We start from the raw sequence: 20939 nt of genomic DNA on the forward strand, positions 1-20939 counted from the left end.
TGGACCCGAGATGACGTCATCGACCCGCGCTCCGGAGGAGACGCCGGCGCTGGAGGCCCGCGGGCTGGTCAAGCGGTTCCCCGGCGTGACGGCGCTGGACGGGGCCGGGCTGGTCTGCCGGCCGGGCCGGGTGCACGCCCTGCTCGGCGAGAACGGCGCGGGCAAGTCGACCCTGGTGCGCATCCTGACCGGCGACCACCCGCCCGACGAGGGCGAGCTGCTGATCGGCGGGAAGCCGGTGCGGCTGGAGGACCCGCGGCAGGCGCTCGCGCACGGGGTGACCGCCGTGTACCAGGAGCTGACCGTGCTGCCCGACCTGTCCGTCCTGGACAACGTGATGCTCGGGCAGGAGATCGCCCGCCGCGGGCTGCTGGACCGCGGCCGGCAGCGCGCGACCGCCCGCGCCGCGCTGGAACGCGTCGGCCTGGGCGGCCTGGACCCGCGGACCCGCGCCGGGACGCTGTCGGCCGCCACCCGGCAGCTGGTCGAGATCGCGCGGGCCCTGGTGCGCGGCAGCCGCGTGCTGCTGCTGGACGAGCCGTCCGCGCTGCTGTCGGGCGAGGGCCTGGACGCGCTGCACGCCGTGGTGCGCGAGCTCACCGCCGGCGGCGTGGCGGTCATCTACATCACGCACCGGCTGGAGGAGGTGCGGGCGCTGGCCGACGACGTCACGGTCCTGCGGGACGGCAGGCTGGTGTCCACCGGCCCGGCCGCCGGGTACCCGGTGGACCGGATCGTCCGGGAGATGGTGGGCCGGGACGTGGACGCGGTCTTCCCCGACCTGGCCGCGCCTGGCGCCGAGGAGGTGCTGCGCGTCCGCGGCCTGGTGCCGGCGGGGCGGTCCGTCCCGCCGCTGGACCTGACCGTGCGGGCCGGGGAGATCGTCGGGGTGGCGGGCCTGCTGGGCTCGGGGCGCAGCACGCTGCTGCGCACCCTGGCCGGGGTCGCGCCGCGCTCGGCCGGGGAGGTCGCCGTCGCGGGCCGCCCGGTCCGCGGGTCGCTGCGCGCCGCGGTGGAGGCGGGCGTGGTGCTGGTCCCCGAGGAGCGCAAGACCGAGGGGCTGGTGCTCGACCTGCCGGTGCGCGCCAACACCACGCTGTCGAGCCTGCGGTCGGTCGCCCCGGGCGGCTGGCTGTCGGGCGCCCGCGAGCGCGCCGCGTTCGAGGAGGAGCGGGCGCGGTTCGGGATCCGCGTGTCGGGTCCGGGCCAGCGCACCGGGCAGCTGTCGGGCGGCAACCAGCAGAAGATCGTCCTGGCCAAGTGGCTGCGCACCGGCCCGAAGGTGCTGCTGCTGGACGAGCCCACCCGGGGCATCGACATCGGCGCCAAGGCCGAGATCTACAAGATCATCGCCGAGCTGGCCGGGCGCGGCCTGGCGGTGGTGTTCGCCTCCAGCGAGCTGCCGGAGGTGACCGGGCTGGCGCACCGCGTGCTGGTGTGCCGCGACGGCCGGGTGGGCGGCGAGCTGACCGGCGACCGGATCAACGAGGAGCAGATCATGCATCTGGCGCTGGGGACGGAAACGGAAGAGGCGGCGTCGTGACGGCGGTGACCCTTCCCGGCCGTACCGCCGCCGGGCGCGCGCCCGGGGGCGTGCTGGCGGCGGCGGCGCGGACCGGCCTGGCGGCCTGGGCGATCGTCGCGGTGCTGGTGGCGGTGCTGACCGTGGCGAACCCGGGCGGGTTCTGGGCGGCGGCCAACATCGCCAACGTGCTCACCGCGACCGTGGTGCTCGGCCTGGTGGCGCTGGGCCAGCACCTGGTGGTGCTGACCGGCGGCATCGACCTGTCGGTGGGCTCCACCGCGACGCTGTCGGCGCTGCTGACCGCGATGCTGATCGACGGCTACCCGATCCGGACGATCCCCGCGATCCTGGCGATGCTGCTGCTGGGCGCGGCGATCGGGACCGTGCACGGGCTGATCGTGTCGCGGACCCGGATCCCGGCGTTCGTGGTGACGCTGTCGACGTTCTACCTGATCCAGGGCATCGCGTTCCTGATCAGCACCACCCCGGCCGGGCAGGTCACGCGGGCGCTGGTGGCCGTGGGCATGCGCCGCTGGGGGCCGTTCCCGCTGGCCCTGGCGGTGCTGGCGGTCGCGGTGGCGGTCGTCGCGGTGCTGCTGTACCGGACCCGGTTCGGCCGGCACGTGCACGCGGTCGGCGGCGACCAGGCCGCGGCGCGCTCGGCGGGCGTCCCGGTGCGCCGCACCCTGGTGCTCGCCTTCGTGATCGCGGGCACGCTGGCGGCGGCGGCCGGGGTGATGCTGGCCGCGCGCGCCACGATCGGCTCCCCCAGCGCGGGCCAGGGCCTGGAGCTGTCGGCCATCACGGTCGTGGTCGTGGGCGGCGCGTCGCTGCTGGGCGGCCGGGCCAGCCTCACCGGGACGCTCGGCGGCGTGGCCCTGCTCGCCCTGGTGGAGAGCTCGTTCACGCTGCTGCAGTTCCCCGCCACCGCCTCCGACCTGATCCGCGGCGTGGTGATCCTCGCCGCCGCCGCGCTCTTCGTCCCGAGGACCAGCGATGACTGACGCCCCCGCCCCCGCCCACGGCCCGCCCCGGATCGTGGGGCTGGGCGAGTCCCTGCTGCGGCTCTCCCCGCCCGGCCACCAGCGGCTGGACCACGCCACCGGGCTGGACGTGGAGGTCGGCGGCGCCGAGATGAACGCGCTGATCGCCGCGGCCGGGCTGGGCCTGCGCGCCACCTGGATCTCCCGGCTGGCCGACAACCCGCTCGGCCACCGGGTGGCCGCGCACGCCCGCGCGTTCGGCGTGGACGTCCAGGTCGACTGGGATCCCGGGGCCCGCGCGGCGCTGTACTTCGTCGAGCAGGGCGTCCCGCCGCGGCCCTCGGAGGTGCTGTACGACCGCTCCGGCACCGCCATGCGGCGGCTCACCCCCGACACCTTCGACTGGACGGCCCTGACGACCGGGGCCGGGGCCGTCCTCACCAGCGGCATCACCTGCGCGCTGGGCGCCGGGCCCGCCGCGGCCGCGACCGCGCTGCTGGCGGCCGGGCGCGGCAGCGGCGCGGTCACCGCGTTCGACGTCAACCACCGCGCCAGGCTGTGGACGTGGGACGAGGCCGTGCCGGTGCTGCGCGGCGTGCTCCCCCACGTGGACGTGCTGCTCGCCGGCCGCGGCGACCTGCTGCGGCTGCTGCCGTCGGCGCGCGAGGACGAGAGCGCGACGGCACTGGCCCACAGGGCGATCGGGGAGTTCGGCCACGAACTGGTCGTGCTCCGCCGGACCGACCAGCTCCCCGGGCGGCGGGTCGCCGCGCGGGTCACCGTCGTCACCGCCGCCGAGGAGGTCACCGGCGGCGTCCACGAGGCCGACGTGGTCGACGCGTTCGGCGCCGGGGACGCCGCGCTCGGCGTGCTGCTGGCCGCCCGGCTGGCCGGGGACGACGGCGCCACCCTCGCCGACAAGGCGGCCTGGGCGGGCGCGTTCCAGCACACCATGCCCGGCGACGCCTGCCGGATCCGCCCGGCGGACCTGGCGCGCCGCGGGGCCGAGGCACGGAGGATCCTGCGATGACCCCGACCCTGGACGGCGGCGGCTTCGCCGGCGCGATCGCCATCCTGCGGATGACCGACCACCGGCACGTGGTGGAGGTCGGCACGACCCTGTACGAGGCGGGCCTGAAGGCCATGGAGGTCACCTTCGACCATCCGGGCGGCCCGGCGGCGCTGCGCGCCCTGTGTACCGCGCTGCCCGCCGACGCGCTGCTGGGCGCGGGCACGATCCGTACCCGCGAGCAGGTCGAGGAGGCCGCGGCGAGCGGCGCCCGCTACTGCGTCAGCCCGCACACCGATTCCGGGCTGATCCGGGCGGTGCTGGGCGCCGGGCTGGAGCCGCTGCCGGGCGCGGGGACCGCGACCGAGGTCGCCACCGCGCTGGACGCGGGCGCGCGGCTGGTCAAGCTGTTCCCGGCGGGCGCGCTCGGGCTCCCCTACCTGCGGGCGCTGCGCGGCCCGTTCCGGGACGCGGCGTTCATCCCGACCGGCGGGATCCGGCACGACGCGGTGGGCGAGTGGCTGGCCGCCGGCGCGGTGGCGGTCGGGCTCGGCTCCGACCTGGTCCCGGCCGCGCCCGGTCCCGGCGACCTGCCCGGCATCGCGGAGCGGGCGGCGGCGGTCGCCGCGCAGCTCGCCGCGGCCCGGCGCGGAGCCGCGGCGTGATGATCGTCGACGCCCATCTGCACGTCTTCCGTCCCGCCGCGCTGCGGCGCCGGGTGGTGGACGAGCTGGCCCCGGCCGGGCGGGACGCCCCGGTCGAGGACCTGCTGGGCGTGCTGGCCGCCTCCGGGGTGGAGCGGGCGTTGCTCGTCCCGCTCGGCCCGGAGGACGAGTACGTGGCCGAGGCGCTGGCCGCCCATCCGGGGCGGTTCGCGGCGGTCGCGGTGGCGGGCCCGGAGATCCAGGGAAGGCGCCCGGGAACCGGTTCCCCGTTAGAAGCCCTGCGCGAGCGGCTCGCGCAGGGCTTCTCCGGGCTGCGCACGCAGTGGCTCGGCGAGCCGGGGCGGCCGCTGGCCGACAGCCCGATGCTGCCGGTGCTGCGCGAGCTGGCCGGGCTCGGGCTGCCGCTGTGGAGCTACGTCCCGCCCGCGCAGCTCCCGCTCCTGCGCGAACTGCCCGACGTCGTGCCCGACCTGCGGATCGTGCTCAACCACCTGGGGTTCGCCCCGCACGACATGCGCGTGGACGAGCACGGCCGCCCCTGGTTCGAGGACCCGTTCCCGCCGCCGGTCGTGGAGACCGTCCTCGGCCTGGCCCGGCACCCGAACGTGCACCTGATGTTCTCGGGACAGTACGCGCTGTCCCGGGAGGAGCCGCCGTACGCCGATCTGGACGGCGTCGTGCGCGCGTTCGCCGACGCCTTCGGCGCGGACCGGATGCTGTGGGCGTCCGACTACCCGTGGACGCGGGACGTGCCGGGGCACGCCGCGCTGCTGCGGCTCGCCGGCCACACGCTGCCCGGGCTCTCGGCCGTCGAGCGCGCCGCCCTGCACGGCGGCACCGCCCTGTCCCTGTTCCCCGCCCTCGCACCACCCACGAATCCACCCACGAAGGAGGCCTGATGCCGCCCATCGCACCGAACGCCGAGCGGATGCCCCGGTCCGGGATCCGCGCGATCATGGACATGGCCTGGCGGCTGCCCGGCCCGGTCATCGGGCTGCACGTGGGCGAGCCCAGCTTCGCCACGCCCCCGCACGTCCTGGACGCGGCCGCCGACGCCTACGCCAAGGGCCGCACCCGGTACGTCCCCAACGCCGGGGTGACCGAGCTGCGCGACGCGATCGCCGCCAAGCTGCGCGAGCGCAACGGCCTCGCCGCCGCCGAGACGGAGCGGGTGATCGTGTCGGCCGGGGGCATGCAGGCGCTCCAGCTCGGCATGAGCGCGGTGGTCAGCGCCGGTGACGAGGTGCTGATCCCCGACCCGGGCTGGCCCAACTTCACCATGCTCGTCCAGCTGCTGCAGGGCGTGCCGGTCCGGTACGAGCTGCGCCCGGAGAACGGCTTCCAGCCGGACGTGGACGAGCTGGCCCGGCTGGTCACCCCGCGGACCCGCGCGATCGTGGTGAACTCCCCGTCCAACCCGCTCGGCACCGTGCTGCCCGCCGCGACCGTGGAGCGGCTGGTGGAGTTCGCCCGCGAGCACGACCTGTGGCTGGTCTCCGACGAGTGCTACGAGGAGATCACCTTCGACGGGCCGCATGTCAGCCCCGCCCGGTTCGACACCGACGGCCGGGTGATCAGCTGCTTCAGCTTCTCCAAGACCTACGCGATGACCGGGATGCGGGTCGGCTACCTGCTGGCGCCGCCGGAGCTGGCGCCGGTGTGCGCCAAGCTGCAGGAGCCGCTGGTCGCGTGCGTGAACGCGCCCGCGCAGTACGGCGCGCTGGCCGCGCTGACCGGCCCGCAGGACCAGACCGCCGCCGCCCGCGACGCCTACCGGGAGCGGCGCGAGGCCGCCACCGCCGTCCTGGACCGGGCGGGCCTGCCGTACCTGCGCCCAGAGGGGGCCTTCTACCTGTGGGCGGACGTGTCCGACCGGTGCGGCGACGACGTGACCGCGTGGGCGGTGCGGCTGCTGCGGGAGGAGCACGTCGCGGTGGCGCCGGGGACGACGTTCGGCCCGCACGGGGAGGGCTGGATCCGGCTGTCCCTGGCCACCGCGACCGAGGACCTGCTGGAGGGCCTGGACCGCATCATCCGCTGCCGCTGATCATCCGTGGCCCAGGCGACGGCCGGAGACGTGGTGCGGCACCAGCCGGACGTAGACCGGCCGCTCGCCGCCGGGCCACGGCTCGACGGCGGGCGACGCGGGCCGCTCGTGGTCGGGCAGTTCCTGGCCGCCGCCGCGCAGCAGCACGCTCCAGCCCTCGTGCCGCACCGGGTCGATGCTGTCGACCTCGAACGCGATCCGCACCGCCGCGCCGGTCAGCACGGTCGCCAGCGACTGGTGGAGGCGCCCCTCCAGGCTGGTGCGGAACACCACGGCGTCCCCGTCCACGGCGTAGTTCACCGGGATGACCGTCGGCCCCTCACCGTCGTCGAAGGCGACCCGGCCGACGCCGCCCGGCGAGATCAGGGCCAGGCACTGCTCGTGGTTCAGCTCCTCCAGGACCGGGCGGCCGGACGGGTCCGCCCCACCGGATGCGCTCATGGTCATCGCCCCCTCGGCAGGCTCTGTCTCACCCGGCAGTCCTTTCCCGGATTCGGGCGGCCTCACGCGGGTCAGCGGCGGCGGGTCGCCAGGAACTCGCCGATGCGGCCGACCGCCTCCTCCAGGTCGTCGGCGTACTGGAGCGTCACCACGCGGAAGTGGTCGGTGGCGGGCCAGTTGAAGCCGGTGCCCTGGACGACGAGGAGCCGCTGCTGCTCCAGCAGGTCGAAGGCGAACCGGACGTCGTCCTCGATCGGGTACATCTCCGGGTCGAGGCGCGGGAAGACGTACAGGGCGCCCCGCGGCTTGGCGCAGCTGACGCCGGGCAGGTCGTTCAGGAGCTTCCACGCCCGGTCGCGCTGCTCGCAGAGCCTGCCGGTGGGGAGCACCAGGTCCTCGATGCTCTGGTAGCCGCCGAGCGCGGCCTGGATGGCGTGCTGGCCGGGGACGTTGGGGCACAGCCGCATGTTGGCCAGGATGTCCAGGCCCTCGATGTAGGACTCGGCGTGCTCGGTGGGCCCCGACAGCACCACCCAGCCCGAGCGGAAGCCGGCCACCCGGTAGTTCTTGGACAGCCCGCCGAAGGTGAGGCAGAGCAGGTCGGGGGCCAGTGAGGCGATCGAGACGTGCTCGGCGTCGTCGTAGAGGATCCGGTCGTAGATCTCGTCCGCGAAGATGATCAGGTTGCGGCGGCGGGCCAGCTCCACGATCCGGTCCAGCACAGGGCGCGGGTAGACCGCGCCGGTCGGGTTGTTCGGATTGATGATCACGATCGCCCGGGTGCGGTCGGTGATCTTGGCTTCGATGTCGTCCACCGCGGGCGCCCAGTCGGCGGCCTCGTCGCACAGGTAGTGCACCGGGGTGCCGCCGCACAGCGAGACCCCGGCCGTCCAGAGCGGGTAGTCGGGTGCGGGGATCAGCACCTCGTCGCCGTTGTCGAGCAGCGCCTGCAGCGTCATGACGATGAGCTCGGAGACGCCGTTGCCGAGGTAGACGTCCTCCACGTCCACTCCGGTCAGGCCCTGCTCGGTGTAGCGCTGCACGACGGCGCGGCGGGCGGGCAGGATGCCCTTGGAGTCGCTGTAGCCGTGCGCGTCGGGCAGGTTGCGGACCATGTCCTGGAGCAGTTCCGGCGGGGCCTCGAACCCGAACGGTGCGGGGTTGCCGATGTGCAGCTTCAGGATCCGCTGCCCCTCCGCCTCCAGCTGCTTGGCCCGCTTGAGCACCGGTCCCCGGATGTCGTAGCAGACGTTGGTCAGTTTGGCCGACTGGTTGACCTGCATGGATACACCATAGCCGCGGACGATCACCGGCTTCGGCCGTATTCCGGACGGAGTTCCGCCAAGGGTTCGCGACGTGCCGCCCGGATGACCCCGAATCAGACGCGGTGTCCAATTGTGATGCGGGCAACATACAAGCAGGCTTGATTGCTTGTTACCGCGCTCCTACCGTCGAAACGTGTCAGTGAACAACAGGCGGCGGCATCACCGCCGGCACGGCGGGCGGCGCACGCAGGAGCAGCGCCGTACCGAGACCCGGCAGCGGCTGCTGGACGCCACGGCGGACGCGCTGGCCGACCTGGGCTGGTCTCGGCTGTCGACCACCGAGGTCTCGCGCCGGGCCGGCGTCTCCCGCGGCGCGCAGCAGCACCACTACCCGACCAAGATGGCGCTGGTCGCCGCGGCGCTGGAGCACCTGCTCGACCGGCTGCGCGCCGACTACGAGCGGGCCTTCGCCGAGCTGCCGCCCGAACGGCGCGACGTCGCCGGCGCGCTCGACCTGCTCTGGGACACCATCCGGCTGCCGTCGGCGATGGCGCTGCTGGAATTGGGCCTGGCCGGGCGCACCGACGAGGACCTGCGCGTGCTGAGCGTCGACCTCAGCGAACGGGTCGTGCGGATCGTCAAGGAGGTCTTCCACGGCCTGTTCCCCGAGACGCTCCCCGAGGACCTCGTCGACACCCTCATCCGCGGCCTGTTCGCGCTGCTGGTCGGGCTGTCACTGCAGAACTCCCTGGACGGCGACGCCGGAGGCCACCAGTCCGCCGTGCTGAACCAGCTCAAGGACTACGCGCGGCTGCTCGTCCCCGACCAGGGCACCGTCCCCGCCTCCGTCACCGACACGACGAACGACTCCGGCACGGCACCGGCACCGCCGACACCCCCAACGCCGAGGGAGCGCACGACATGACCGCGCTGAAGAAGAACCAGACCCCTGCCGACCTGGCCGAGGAAGTCCGCGAGCAGGTGAAGGACAAGAAGTCCTACCTGGGCGTCATCGACCGTCTCAACAAGGCGTCGGTCGACAAGCACTGGGAGGCCTACGCCGACATCCCCTGGGACGACCCCGACTTCGCCATCGACCCCGACGACCCGCGCTGGATCCTCGGCGAGGTCGACCAGCTCGGCCGCACCGAGTGGTACCGGTCCCAGCCGCCGGAGGTCCAGGCGCGGATCGGGCTGTGGCGGGTGGCCACCGCCATGAAGGTCGGCCTGCAGTTCGAGAACCTGCTCAAGCGCGGCCTGCTCAACTACGCCTACTGGCTGCCGAACGGGCGGCCGGAGTTCCGGTACGTCTACCACGAGACCACCGAGGAATGTCACCACGGGATGATGTTCCAGGAGTTCGTGAACCGCACCGGGCTGCCGGTGCGCGGCATGCCCCGCGCGCTGACCGCGGTCGCGCAGGTGGCGCCCTGGATCCCGCTGGTCAGCACCGAGCTGTTCTTCGTGTTCGTGCTCGGCGGCGAGGACCCGATCGACTACGTGCAGCGCAAGAGCCTCAAGGGCGGGCACATCAAGCACCCGCTCGAGCAGGCCATCATGAGGATCCACATCGCGGAGGAGGCGCGGCACATCTCCTTCGCCCGGCACTACCTCAAGCACCGGGTGCCGGGCCTGAGCCGCGGCCGGCGCCGGCTGATCGGCGTCACCGGCCCGCTCATCCTCGGCTGGATGGCCCGGATCATGCTGTCCCCGCCCGGGCCGATGGTGCGGCACTTCGACATCCCCAAGGACGTGGTCCGCGAGGCGTACCGGGACGGCGTGCACCTGGACGAGATCAGCGACTCGGTCGGCAAGGTCCGCGACCTGATGCACGAGCTGGGCCTGATCACCCCGGTGAACCGGCTGCTGTGGAAGGCGCTGGGCATCTGGGACGAGCCCAAGGCGCGGCGCGACCGCAGCCTGGCCGCCCGCGGGGCCGGCCCGGCCAAGGCGGCCAAGGCCGCCTGACCGTTCCGGGACCTATCGCCCTCGTGCCGTCGCCCTCCGGGGAGGACGGGACGTTGCGAGAGTGAGCGTCCCGGGCGCCAAGTGTTGGCGGGGAGCGTGTGTTCACGGCTCCGCCGCGCGCCCTACACTCACCCCAATTACACAAACCATCCAATACGCGGAGTGGAGTGCCATGAGCATCGCGATCGTGACCGGGGGCGCGTCGGGGATCGGCCGGGCGATCGCCACGTCCCTGGTGGCCCGCGGCGACACGGTGGTCGTCACCGACATCGACGAGGCCGGCGCCCGGAAGGTCGCCGACCGGCTGAACACCCTGGGCCGCGGCAAGGCGTCCGCCGCCGCCCTCGACGTCACCGACCCCGGCGCCGTCACCGGCGTCTACCAGGGCGTGCGCGCCGAGCACGGCCGCCTCGACCTCGTCTTCAACAACGCCGGGATCGCCATCGGCGGGCTGGCCGAGGAGCTCACCCTCGACCACTGGGACCGCGCCATCGACATCAACCTCAAGGGCGTGGTGCACGGCGTGCACGCCGCGTACCCGATCATGCTGGAGCAGGGCGCCGGGCACATCGTCAACACCGCCTCCCTGGCCGGGCTGGTGCCGATGCCCGTCGGCATCCCCTACACCGCCACCAAGCACGCCGTGGTCGGCCTGTCGCTGGGACTGCGCGCCGAGGCCGCCGGACGCGGCGTCAAGGTCAGCGTCGTGTGCCCCAGCTTCGTCGACACCCCGCTGCTCGCCAACGTCAACCCCGGCCTCCCCGAGACGCCGATGAGCGGCGACGCCAAGGACGACATCGCCAAGGCGTCCCCCCGCCTCTACACCGCCGAGAAGCTGGCCCGCGACGTCATGCGCGGCGTGCGCCGCAACCAGGCGCTCATCGTCGCCCCCACACACGGCCGCGCGGCCTGGCGCGGCGTCCGCCTCAACCCCGCCCTGGCGGTACGGGCCGCCCAGTTCGCCGTCGGACGCATCCGCGCCGACAAGAACTGAGCCCCGCCTCCGCAGGCTCCGCGGCTCCGCGGGTCAGGAGCCCGCGGTCCCGCCCGGGTTGTAGCAGGGCGTCTCCAGCCGGTACGCCCTGGTCGTGGGCCCGGCCGTGAAGTCGGTCACCACCTTCGCGCCGGTGAACTCCCGCTCGTCCGGCCGGGCGATCACCGACTCCCGGTACGCCGCCGAGTTCGGCGTCCCCGAGGTGTCGCCCGCCCGCGCCGGCAGCATCCCCTCGTAGTCGACGTTGGTGATCTGCCCGAGCGCCTCGTACAGGCCCTCGCGGGTCAGGCTCCGGTTCGCCGCCGCCCTCTGCAGGACCGCCTTCAGCGGGTACGACAGGACCCACCCCGAGGTGTAGGCGTCGTCGGGCCGCACCCTCCCCAGCGACTGCCGCATCGCCGTGTGGCCGGGCGAGTCGGAGGCGAACGGCTTCCACGGCGCCACCTGCAGGTACCGCGACTTCATCGCCGCGGCGACCGGGCTCTGCAGCAGCGCCTTGTTCCAGGTCGGGTTGTTGCCCATGAAGTGGCCGTCGAAGCCCGCCTCCACGGTCCCCGCGATGATGGCCGCGGCCTCCGCCGGGCCGGTGGTCAGCACCACCAGATCGGGCTTGCGGGCCAGGACCGCCTTGATCGCCGCCTCCTGCCCGGCCGCGCCCTGCCCGGTCTCCACGGCGGAGTAGCCCAGCTTGCGCGCCGCCGCCCCCGCCTTCGCCCCGGCCGCCGCGTCCCCGCCGTAGTCGCCCGGATAGTGGATCGACATCACGCTCTTCGCCCGGAAGGTGTCCGCCGCGTAGTCGACCGCGTTCATCGCCTCGAAGCAGTACGAGGCACCCGACTCCAGGATGACGTTCTCGAACTCCCACTTGGACGGGTAGGAGCCGGGCACGGCGATCGTCCGCGTGGCGCGCAGGTCGTCCAGGATCCCCTCGGTGGTCGGCGACCCCAGGCTCTGCCCGAGCGCCAGCACCCTGTCCTTGATCTCGTCGTAGGCGCGGCGGTGCGCGGCCACGTCGTACCGGTTGTCGCGGACGTAGGTGTGGGCGTCGATGTCGTACCCGCCGATGCCGCCCTGCCGGTTGACCCGGTCCCAGAACGCCCGCTGCGCCGCCACCATCGGCACGCCCAGCGCCCTGAACTGGGTGGAGCTCAGGTCGGAGATCAGCCCCAGGTAGACGCAGCCGTGCTCCCGGTTCACCGCCTTCGGGCAGGGCCGGTCGGTGATGCCGGGGACCGGGCCGGAGGGCGCGGCGTCCGGCGACCCGCCGCATCCGGCCGCCGCCCCCGCCAGCAGCACCGCCCCGGCAAGCAGGGCTCCGGCCCTGCTCCCCGGCCTGTCAGAGCGCACGGAGACCATCGATCACTTCCTTGAGAATGCGCACGTCGGGACGTCCCGCCGACACGACCGGCCGCTGCACGTCCACCAGGCCCCGTTCCAGCAGGTCGCCCAGCAGCACCCGGACGACGCCCACCGGCAGCGCGAGCTCGGCGGCCAGCTCGGCCACCGACACCGGATTCAGGCAGTACTCCAGGATCCGCTCGTCCTCGGGCCCCAGCGTCACCGGATCGGGCATCGGCACCTCCGCCGTCACCACGACCGCGATCAGGTCGAGGTCCCCGCCGCGCTGCCGGCTCCGGGTGCGGCCCCGGGTCACCGCGAAGGGCCGGACGACGGGCCCGGCCTCCTCGTCGACCCACAGGTCCTCCGGCCGCTCCCCCGGCCGATCGGAGGACATCACTCCCCGCCGCCGGAGACGTCGCCGGTGTCAGAGCCCCCGGACGACCCGCCCGCCGCCTCGGCGCGGCCGCGCCGCCAGCCGCGCTGCATCGTCGACATCATGTCGCGCGCCGCCTCCGGCGACCGCGGCCTCGGCACGCCGCCAGAGCCCTCGTCCGGCTCCGGACCGGCCGTTCCCGCCGAGCCTCTGAGCTGCGGCGCCAGATGCGCCTGACGGCGCCGCGTGGGCAGCGGGACCTCGCCGGTCGTCGCCGTCGGCGACGAGTCCGGCGCGGGAACCGGGGCGGGACCGCCGACCGGCTCGACCGCCTCCCGGACCGCCGAAACCGGCGCGGACGCGATCAGCGCGCGGTGCTCACCCGTCCCGGCCCCGCCGCGCGCCCGCGCCTCCTCAGGCCCCGCGTGCCCGGAGGACCGGTCGCCCTCCCCCGGCTCCACCACCAGCTCGTGCGGGACCAGCGCGATCGCGATCACGCCCCCGTACGGCGAGCTCCGCAGCGTGACCCGGATGCCGTGCCGGGCCGCCAGCCGGGCCACCACGAACAGCCCGAGCCGGGCGCTGTCGTCCAGGTCCAGTTCGGGATCGGTGGCCAGCAGCCGGTTGAACCCGTCCATGGTCTCCCGGTCGATGCCCAGCCCCCGGTCCTCGACCTCCAGCGCGAAGCCGTGCGCGACCTCCTGCCCCGTCACCCGGATCGGGGTGGCGGGCGGGGAGAACGCCGCCGCGTTCTCGATCAGCTCGGCCAGCAGGTGGATGGTGTCGGCGACCGCGGGACCGCGCAGCGCGGTCCGGCCCATCGGCACCACCTCGACCCTGGCGTAGTCCTCGACCTCCGCCGCGGCGGCGCGCGCCACGTCCACCAGCCGGACCGGGTTGCGCCAGGTACGCCCGGACGGCCGCCCCGACAGGATCACCAGGCCCTCGGCGTGCCGCCGCATCCGGGTCGCCAGCGAGTCCAGCTCGAACAGCCGCTCCAGCTCGTCGGGGTCGTCGGTGCGCCGCTGCATCGACTCCAGCATCCGCAGCAGCCGCTGCAGCAGCGACTGGTTGCGGCGGGCCAGCGTCACGAACACCTCGTTCAGCCGCCGGTGCGCCGCGGCCTCGCGCTCGGCGGCCGCGACCACCGCCCGCCTGGCCTCGGCGAACGCCCGGTCGATCTGCTCGATCTCGGTCACCCGGTACCGCCCGGCCCCGCCAGGACCGGAATCGGTCCCGGCGGCCACGTCCTCGCCGCGTCGCGCCCGCTCGCCGATCAGCGGCAGCCGGTCGTGGGCGAACGTGGTCACGACCGCGGCCATGTCCCGGCTCTCCACCACCAGCCGGCGGCCGGCCCGCACCGCGATGAGGATCGCCGCGACCACCGCGACCAGCCCCAGCCCGCCCATCAGGCCGAGCCGCCGCAGCACGGTGCCCGCCTCGTCCCCCGCCCGCCGGGTGATGCCGGAGCGCAGGTCGGACGACAGCCCGGCCAGCCGCGTGTCGACGGTCTCGGTGGAGGTGTGCCAGGCCCCGATGTCCACGGTAGGGCGCCCCTCGGTGGCGCCGCCGCGCATCAGCCGGTTCTCCAGGTCCTGGTACCGCCGGAACTCGGCGCCGGCGATGATCTGCTCGTAGCGTGCGCGGTCGGCGGTGGGCAGGCCGCGGGCGGCGTCGTCGTACAGGACGCGGTGCGCCCCGGCGAACTGCACCAGTTGCAGGTGCTCCTCCCGGCTCAGCCGCCCGGCCGCCAGCGCGCCGGTGACCAGCGCGTCCTCGCGGGACAGGCTCTCCCTCGCGCGCTCCAGCGTGCGCAGGATCCGGTTGGCCCGCACCAGCTCCGGATCCATCGCGTGGACCTCGTCGTAGATCTCGGCGGCGAGCTCGATGTACTCGGTGTACCGGCCGAGCGCCCGGGCGCGGTCGAGCGAACGGCCGTCCACCGCGATGCGCAGCGTCTGCAGCCCGCCCAGGGCGCCGGCCAGCCGGGTCATCCGCTGCCGGGTGGCGGGCCTGGTCGCGCCGCGGGTGTCGCCGTCGGCCGCCGAGCGGCGGAACCGGTCGCGGGCCCGGTCGGTCACCGCCCGCTGCGCGTCGAACCCGGCGCGGCCGATGGTGGCGTCGTCCCCGAGGAAGGACAGCGACATGCGCCGCTCGTCCTGGAGCGCCGCGATCACCTCGTCGGTCGGGTGCAGCACCTTCTCGGTGAACGTCTGCGCACGCGTCTGCCGCAGGCTGTCCTGCAGGGTGCCGGCGGCGGCGAAGCCCCACACCACCACCAGCGCCGTGACGGGCGGGACGAGCAGCAACACGATCCTGGACCGGACCGACCGGGCACGGGACACCGCCGCCCGTGCACGGCGTGCGCGCCCCGCCATCAGTCCCCCAGGCCGGTGGTGGCACGGACAACGCGCATGACGACCCCCAGCGCTCCTGTGACCCAGCTCACTCGGTTGGGTTGGAACGCTACTCCATCCCCGCGAGACACTCGGACCGATTGCCTCACGCGGGTGGATTGTTACTTTCGCGTGACTTCTCCCGCCCCCGACCAGCGGAAATGATCAAGTGAGCGCGTGCGGGGGCTCGTAGGGCGAGCCCGGCAGCGGAACCGGGACGGGCTCCATCCGCACCAGCAGCAGCGCCGCGTCGTCGCCCGGATCGCCGCCGACATGGGCGCGCAGATCGCGTTCCAGCCGCCGCACCAGCCCACGCGGGCCCTGCCGGTTCAGCACCGCGACCCGCTCGGCCAGCGGATAGAACCGCCCCTCGGGGTCGCGCGCCTCCCCGACCCCGTCGGTGTAGAGCAGCAGCCCGTCACCCGGGCCGAACGGAACGGTCGCGTGCGCCACCGGCCCGTCGCTGCCCGCGACCCGCAGCAGGCCCAGCGGCGGCGACGAGGCGTAGGCCGGCAGGTCGGCGAAGGCCACCGCGCCGTCCGACAGCAGCAGCGGCGGCGGATGCCCGCAGTTAACCAGCCGCGCGATCCCGCCCTCCCCAGGCACCTCGGCCAGGAGCACGGTCACGAACTCCTCCTCCCGGCCCCGGGTGCCGAGGAAGGCGTCCAGCCGCACCGCCACCGCGGCCAGGTCGCGCTCGTGCTGCGCCAGCTCGCGGAACGCGCCGAGCACGTCAGCGACCGCCTCCACCGCGGGCAGGCCCTTGCCCATCACATCGCCCACGATCACCCGGACGCCGAACGGGGTGGCGACCATGTCGTAAAGATCGCCGCCGACACCCGCCCCCTCTCCATCCGGCCTCGGCCTCCCCCGCACCCCCGCCCGCACCCGAGCCCGCGTCCCCGCACCCGGAACCGCGCTCCGGGGCGCGTGCTCGGCCGCCGCCAGGTAGCGGACCTCCGCCGTGACCGGCCCCAGCCGCCCCGGCACCGGCCGCAGCACGGCCCGCCGCATCGTGTCCGCGACCCGGCGCAACTCCGCCCGGTCACGCTCGCCGCGCTGGTGGCGGCGGCAGACGATCCACAGCATCAGGGTGCTGATCGCGGCGGCGAGCAGGCTGGTCGACACCGAGACCGGCCGATCCGGCCCGTACTGCACGGCCGACGGCACCGCCGCCACCGCGACGGCGACCGCGACGACCAGCACCCGGCGCGGCTCGGCCGGACGCAGCAGCGCCAGCGCGGGCACGGCGGCCAGCAGCGGCAACAGCGAGTACGGGCTGCCGAGCAGGAGATCGAGGACGCCGATCACGGCCGCCGGGATCACGGCCGCCGGCACGGGCGGCAACGCGGTCCCGGCCCCGGTGGCTGAGGGAAGATCCGACCAGAGCATGGGGGTTCGCCGTTCTGCTTGGGCGGGGACAAGCACAAGACACGATGACAGTGGCCGAGTGTAGTCGAGCGAACACGAACCGAAACGCGTTCCCTCGGAACGCGCGTCCAGAGAAATGTCACACCGCCTCTCCCGCCCCCACGGGAAAGGCTCGGCACGGTCAGCCCGGGGCGCCCTCCCGCAGCGCGTCGTGCCCGACGAAGGTGAACAGCCGCGTCCCCCGCTGCAGCCGGACCGGCCTGCCGGTGAAGCGATGCACCCCGACCGCGTAGTCCTTCTCCTCCGGCCCCGACAGCCAGCGCTCCTGGAACCCGTGCCCGTCGAACAGGGCGCGCACCTCCTCCGTGCGGTCGGCCTCGCCGCGCCCGCGCGTCCAGATCACCTGCGCGCCCTCACCGCACAGCTGAGGCAGCAGCGACACCGTCCGCTCGATGTCGGCGAAACCGATGTTGCCGAACACTCCGCACACCAGCACCAGCGACGCCGGGACCGCACCTGCGTAGGCGTCGGTGACCGAGGCGTCCCCCTCCACCACCTCGATTCCGCCGAGCCCCGACATGCGCGCCGTCGCCCGCGCCACCCGCACGTTCGCCGGGTCCAGCTCCACCAGCCGCGCCACGACGTCGGCGCCGCGGGGATGGCCGGGCAGCGCCCCGAGCAGGTCGCGCCCCTGCCCCGCGCAGACGCTCACCGTCCGGATCCTGCCCGGACGGGCGACGTCGAGCGCTTCCCTGATGCGCTGCTGGACGATCCGCAACCGCCGCGCCAGGGCGGACGAGGGATCGTCGTAAGCGCCGTGCCAGGCGTTCCAGTCGCGTTGCCGTCGCTCCATGCGGTCACCCTATGGCGGTGTGTAGCGGCAGGCGGCCGGGAACCCGCACCTGACCACACCCGGCCGCCGCGCCTCAGCGATGCTCGTCGGGCAGCCTCGGATAGTGCAGGTCGAACGCCGGCCGCTCCGACCGGATCCGCGGAATGACCTTGAAGTTGTGCCGGGGCGGCGGCGACGAGGTCGCCCATTCCAGCGAGTTCCCGAACCCCCACGGGTCGTCGGCGTCCACCCGCGGCGCGTGCCGGGTCGTCTTGTACACGTTGTAGAGGAAGAACAGCGTGGAGACGCCCAGGATGAACGCCCCGGCGCTCGACACCCGGTTCAGCGCGACGAACTGCTCGGGGTAGTCGGCGTACCGCCGCGGCATGCCCTCGGCACCCAGCCAGTGCTGCACCAGGAACGTCGCCTGAAAGCCGACGAACAGGAACCAGAAGTGCAGCTTGCCGAGGCGCTCGTCCAGCATCCGCCCGGTCATCTTCGGCCACCAGAAGTAGAAGCCCGCGAACATCGCGAACACCACCGTGCCGAAGACGACATAGTGGAAGTGCCCCACCACGAAGTAGGAGTCCTGCACCTGGAAGTCCATCGGCGGCGAGGCCAGGATGACCCCGGTCAGCCCGCCGAACAGGAACGTCACCAGGAACCCGACCGAGAACAGCATCGGCGACTCGAAACTGAGCCGGCCGCGCCACATCGTGCCGACCCAGTTGAAGAACTTCACCCCGGTCGGCACCGCGATCAGGAACGTCATGAACGAGAAGAACGGCAGCAGCACCCGCCCGGTCGTGAACATGTGGTGCGCCCACACCGCCATCGACAGGCCCGCGATCGCGATCGTGGCCCCGACCATCCCGACGTAGCCGAACAGCGGCTTGCGGCTGAAGACCGGGATGACCTCGGTGATGATGCCGAAGAACGGCAGCGCGATGATGTAGACCTCGGGATGACCGAAGAACCAGAACAGGTGCTGCCAGAGGAGCGCCCCGCCCAGCGACGGGTCGTACACGTGCGACCCCAGCCGCCGGTCGGACTCCAGCACCAGCAGCGCCGCCGCCAGGATCGGGAACGCGATCAGCACCATCAGGCTGGTCAGCAGGATGTTCCAGGTGAAGATCGGCATCCGGAACATCGTCATCCCGGGCGCCCGCATCACGGCGATCGTGGTGATGAAGTTGACCCCGCCCAGGATCGTCCCGACCCCCGACAGCACCAACCCCATGATCCACAGATCGGCGCCCACGCCGGGCGAGCGCAGCTCGCTGTTCAGCGGACTGTAGCCGGTCCAGCCGAAGCTGGCGGCGCCGCCCGGCGCGACGAAGGACGCGAACACGATCAGGCCGCCGAACAGGAACAGCCAGTAGCTGAACATGTTGAGCCGCGGGAACGCCACGTCCGGTGAGCCGATCTGCAGCGGCATGATGACGTTGGAGAACCCGATGAACAGCGGTGTCGCGAACAGCAGCAGCATCACCGTGCCGTGCACGGTGAACAACTGGTTGTACTGCTCGTTGCTCACCAGCTGCCGGCCCGGCGAGGCCAGCTCCGCCCGCAGCACCATCGCCATCAGTCCTGCCAGCAGGAAGAACGTGAACGAGGTGACGAGGTAGAGGTGGCCGATCACCTTGTGGTCGGTGGTGGTGATCCAGGAGACCAGCACCGAGCCCCGGGGGCGCTCCCGAGGCGGCGCCTCCGTCAGAGGGCGGCCGAGAAGAACCATGCCGTACTCCCTGAGAACGGGGTCCCCTCAACTATTCGCCCAGGTCACGGGAGGCGCAAGCAAGGTCCGTCCGGCTTGCCCGCATAGGCTGGAGACGTGGAACGGATTTTGGTGAGCGCTTGCCTGTTCGGGCGGCCGGTCCGCTACGACGGCGCCGCGAAGCCCGTGCACGGCGCGCTCTTCGAACGCTGGCGCGCCGAGGGCCGCCTGGTCCCGTTCTGCCCCGAAGTATCCGGCGGACTGCCCGTCCCCCGTCCCCCGGCCGAACTCACCGGCCCGGCCGCCGCCGTGCTGGACGGCACCGCCGGCGTCCGCACCGACACCGGCGCCGACGTCACCGACCCCTTCGTACGCGGCGCCCGCCTGGCCCTGGAAACCGCCGAACGCGCGGGAGCCCGCATGGCCATCCTCAAGGAGGGCAGCCCCTCCTGCGCCACCCGCCACACCTACGACGGCACGTTCACCGGCACCCGCATACCCGGCGCCGGCATCACCACGACGCTGCTCCAACGCTCAGGAATCCGCGTCTTCAACGAGAACGAACTCGACGCCGCCGCCGACTACCTGGCCGAACTCGAACGCTAACCACTGCCCCAGAGCCCCCGCACCACCACATCGGCCCTTCCGCCGAAAGTCCCGCCCCAGGATCCCGAAAAAGACCAGCGAGCGCTCCTGCAACCTTCAACGCCAGATCGTCCTCGCCCAGCTCGCCGCCCCCACATCCAGCAATCACGGTTGGACGCGAGATCCACACTCCCGAGCGCATTCGCCTCATAAAACACTCAACCCAAAAGCCCACCAAAACGCCACCCTGCCCCCATCCAAGGCACCCGCGCGTCCACCCACCAACGCGTTGGTCCAGAGGCAGCGGAGGCGGGTGAACTTCTGACGGACTCCCAGGTCGGCGCATGCCTGCCGAAAGGGGGCTGGCCCGGGTGGTTGCGGGCGTTGTCGGTCAACACCTGCTCGATGCGGGACGATGCCGTGGACGGCGGAGAACGCCGCGGCCCGGGCCAGGAACGCGGCGCAGGTGGTGCCCTCCTCATCGGCCAGGACCTCGGCGCAGGCAAGCCGGGAGTGGTCGCCGATGGCGGTGTGGACGTGGTCGTAGCCGATCCCGCGTCCGCGCACGGCCTCGCTGCGGCCATGGACACGCCAGCCGCCTCCGTCAGGGATCCGGCCGAGCTACTTGACGTCCAGATGGATCAGGTCGCCCGGCGCCGGGCGCTCGTAACGCCACAGGCTCATGCGGGAGGCCCGGATCTGCTGCCCGGTGACCGGTTCGCCGCCGGCCGGGACGGGGACGCCTTGACGACGCCGGATCCGAGTGAGAATGCGGACCGGCACCCCGGTCTCCCGGGCGATGCGATCAGGCCCGGCCCGCAATTCGCGCCTGGCCCGAAGCACCTACTCCCCGACGCGGGCAGATGCCCGCGACCGGCAAGAGCGTGGCGCCGCTGCGCCGCCCAGCCAGCCCATCCCAGCCCTCGCAGCGCAGCATCCGAGTGAGAATGCGGACCGGCACCCCGGTCGCCCGGACGACGTGACCGGGCCCGGCCCGCAATTCGCGCCCGGCCCGAAGCACCTACTCCCCGACGCGGGCGGTTGTCCGCGACCGGCAGGAACGTAGCCCGCTGCACCGGCCGACCAGCCCGTCCCAGCCCTGGCGGCGCAGGATCCGGGTGAGGATACGGGCCGCCACCCGGTCGCCCAGGCGATGTGATCGCGCCCGACCCGCAATTCGCGCCCGGCCTGCGAGCACCTGCTCCTCGACGCGGGTAGATGTCCACGACCGGCAAGAGCGCAGCCCGCTGCACCGGCCGACCAGCCCATCCCAGCCCTGGCGGCGGACGGGGGCGTGAATGCCTATAAATGAGAAAGGGCCCCGCCGGTAAACCCGGCAGGGCCCTTTCCTAATATGTGTCCGGCGGTGTCCTACTCTCCCACACAGTCTCCCATGCAGTACCATCGGCGCTGAAGGGCTTAACTTC

General features: G+C 73.5%; 19 protein-coding genes, 1 rRNA gene and 1 pseudogene. 10 read left to right on the forward strand and 11 right to left on the reverse strand.

All coding sequences use genetic code 11. The annotated features are described in order from the left end of the window. The first annotated feature begins 10 nt into the window (after window positions 1–10). Genes ACFPZN_RS21540 through ACFPZN_RS21565 form a run of 6 tightly spaced genes read left to right on the forward strand, consistent with a single transcriptional unit; the run spans window position 11 to window position 6229 of the window. Entirely contained in the window at window positions 11–1543 is a 1533-nt protein-coding gene (locus ACFPZN_RS21540) for a sugar ABC transporter ATP-binding protein (RefSeq protein WP_378283860.1), read from the forward strand. Continuing rightward, complete coding sequence (locus ACFPZN_RS21545; protein WP_378283861.1) at window positions 1540–2529, forward strand: ABC transporter permease; 990 nt, start codon at window positions 1540–1542, stop codon at window positions 2527–2529. Before ACFPZN_RS21540 ends, ACFPZN_RS21545 begins: the two co-directional genes overlap by 4 nt. Further along, on the forward strand, window positions 2522–3538 hold the full coding sequence (locus ACFPZN_RS21550; RefSeq protein ID WP_378283862.1) for a sugar kinase: 1017 nt from the start codon (window positions 2522–2524) through the stop codon (window positions 3536–3538). Before ACFPZN_RS21545 ends, ACFPZN_RS21550 begins: the two co-directional genes overlap by 8 nt. Further along, window positions 3535–4182 carry a bifunctional 4-hydroxy-2-oxoglutarate aldolase/2-dehydro-3-deoxy-phosphogluconate aldolase gene (locus ACFPZN_RS21555; RefSeq protein ID WP_378283863.1) on the forward strand — a complete coding sequence of 216 codons (648 nt, stop codon included), beginning with the start codon at window positions 3535–3537 and terminating at the stop codon, window positions 4180–4182. Before ACFPZN_RS21550 ends, ACFPZN_RS21555 begins: the two co-directional genes overlap by 4 nt. Further along, on the forward strand, window positions 4182–5081 hold the full coding sequence (locus ACFPZN_RS21560) for an amidohydrolase family protein (RefSeq protein WP_378283885.1): 900 nt from the start codon (window positions 4182–4184) through the stop codon (window positions 5079–5081). The genes ACFPZN_RS21555 and ACFPZN_RS21560 overlap by 1 nt, the downstream gene beginning before the upstream one ends. Further along, window positions 5081–6229 (forward strand): pyridoxal phosphate-dependent aminotransferase, encoded by a 1149-nt coding sequence (locus ACFPZN_RS21565; protein ID WP_378283864.1) that lies wholly within the window; start codon window positions 5081–5083, stop codon window positions 6227–6229. Before ACFPZN_RS21560 ends, ACFPZN_RS21565 begins: the two co-directional genes overlap by 1 nt. Here the strand turns inward: ACFPZN_RS21565 and ACFPZN_RS21570 are convergent, their stop codons facing one another. Together ACFPZN_RS21570 and ACFPZN_RS21575 are read right to left on the reverse strand one after the other, a co-directional pair. After that, entirely contained in the window at window positions 6230–6670 is a 441-nt protein-coding gene (locus ACFPZN_RS21570; RefSeq protein WP_378283865.1) for a pyridoxamine 5'-phosphate oxidase family protein, read from the reverse strand. 71 nt (window positions 6671–6741) lie between these two features. Beyond that, window positions 6742–7953: a pyridoxal phosphate-dependent aminotransferase gene (locus ACFPZN_RS21575; RefSeq protein WP_378283866.1), complete on the reverse strand. Its 1212-nt coding sequence runs from the start codon at window positions 7951–7953 to the stop codon at window positions 6742–6744. Between the two features lie 175 nt (window positions 7954–8128). Between ACFPZN_RS21575 and ACFPZN_RS21580 the strand changes: the two genes are divergently transcribed. From ACFPZN_RS21580 to ACFPZN_RS21590, 3 genes are all read left to right on the forward strand, one after another. Then, on the forward strand, window positions 8129–8860 hold the full coding sequence (locus tag ACFPZN_RS21580; protein ID WP_378283868.1) for a TetR/AcrR family transcriptional regulator: 732 nt from the start codon (window positions 8129–8131) through the stop codon (window positions 8858–8860). Then, window positions 8857–9903, forward strand: coding sequence for an AurF N-oxygenase family protein (locus ACFPZN_RS21585; RefSeq protein ID WP_378283869.1), 1047 nt, complete (start codon window positions 8857–8859; stop codon window positions 9901–9903). The genes ACFPZN_RS21580 and ACFPZN_RS21585 overlap by 4 nt, the downstream gene beginning before the upstream one ends. A 172-nt stretch (window positions 9904–10075) precedes the next feature. Then, entirely contained in the window at window positions 10076–10897 is an 822-nt protein-coding gene (locus ACFPZN_RS21590; RefSeq protein WP_378283870.1) for an SDR family NAD(P)-dependent oxidoreductase, read from the forward strand. Between the two features lie 33 nt (window positions 10898–10930). On the opposite strand, the gene ACFPZN_RS21595 is transcribed toward ACFPZN_RS21590, so the two are convergent. From ACFPZN_RS21595 to ctaD, 6 genes are all read right to left on the reverse strand, one after another. Beyond that, the gene (locus tag ACFPZN_RS21595) at window positions 10931–12253 is read right to left on the reverse strand and encodes an ABC transporter substrate-binding protein (protein ID WP_378283871.1); all 1323 of its coding nucleotides are present in this window, start codon (window positions 12251–12253) and stop codon (window positions 10931–10933) included. Next, window positions 12234–12632, reverse strand: coding sequence for a DUF742 domain-containing protein (locus ACFPZN_RS21600; RefSeq protein ID WP_378283872.1), 399 nt, complete (start codon window positions 12630–12632; stop codon window positions 12234–12236). Before ACFPZN_RS21600 ends, ACFPZN_RS21595 begins: the two co-directional genes overlap by 20 nt. Beyond that, on the reverse strand, window positions 12632–14923 hold the full coding sequence (locus ACFPZN_RS21605; RefSeq protein ID WP_378283873.1) for a sensor histidine kinase: 2292 nt from the start codon (window positions 14921–14923) through the stop codon (window positions 12632–12634). The genes ACFPZN_RS21600 and ACFPZN_RS21605 overlap by 1 nt, the downstream gene beginning before the upstream one ends. A gap of 249 nt (window positions 14924–15172) precedes the next feature. Beyond that, window positions 15173–16345 carry a PP2C family protein-serine/threonine phosphatase gene (locus ACFPZN_RS21610; RefSeq protein ID WP_378283874.1) on the reverse strand — a complete coding sequence of 391 codons (1173 nt, stop codon included), beginning with the start codon at window positions 16343–16345 and terminating at the stop codon, window positions 15173–15175. A 214-nt stretch (window positions 16346–16559) separates the two neighbouring features. After that, complete coding sequence (locus tag ACFPZN_RS21615; RefSeq protein ID WP_378283875.1) at window positions 16560–17231, reverse strand: class I SAM-dependent methyltransferase; 672 nt, start codon at window positions 17229–17231, stop codon at window positions 16560–16562. A 73-nt stretch (window positions 17232–17304) separates the two neighbouring features. Then, entirely contained in the window at window positions 17305–18948 is a 1644-nt protein-coding gene (gene ctaD / locus ACFPZN_RS21620; RefSeq protein WP_378283876.1) for an aa3-type cytochrome oxidase subunit I, read from the reverse strand. Window positions 18949–19044: 96 nt separating this feature from the next. Here ctaD and ACFPZN_RS21625 point away from each other — a divergent pair, with 96 nt between their 5' ends. Further along, the gene (locus tag ACFPZN_RS21625; RefSeq protein WP_378283877.1) at window positions 19045–19533 is read left to right on the forward strand and encodes a 2-thiouracil desulfurase family protein; all 489 of its coding nucleotides are present in this window, start codon (window positions 19045–19047) and stop codon (window positions 19531–19533) included. 419 nt (window positions 19534–19952) lie between these two features. Here ACFPZN_RS21625 and ACFPZN_RS56720 read toward each other — a convergent pair. The 3 genes and pseudogenes from ACFPZN_RS56720 to rrf all read right to left on the reverse strand — a co-directional run. Further along, window positions 19953–20055: pseudogene (locus ACFPZN_RS56720) on the reverse strand (IS481 family transposase); the annotation flags it as partial. A 78-nt stretch (window positions 20056–20133) separates the two neighbouring features. Beyond that, a complete protein-coding gene (locus tag ACFPZN_RS21630) occupies window positions 20134–20295 on the reverse strand; it encodes a hypothetical protein (RefSeq protein ID WP_378283878.1) in 162 nt (53 codons plus the stop codon). 575 nt (window positions 20296–20870) lie between these two features. Continuing rightward, window positions 20871–20939 (reverse strand): 5S ribosomal RNA (rrf, locus tag ACFPZN_RS56780); the annotation flags it as partial.

It is taken from the genome of Actinomadura rugatobispora (genome assembly GCF_042656285.1).
GTDB classification, from domain to species: Bacteria; Actinomycetota; Actinomycetes; order Streptosporangiales; family Streptosporangiaceae; genus Spirillospora; species Spirillospora rugatobispora.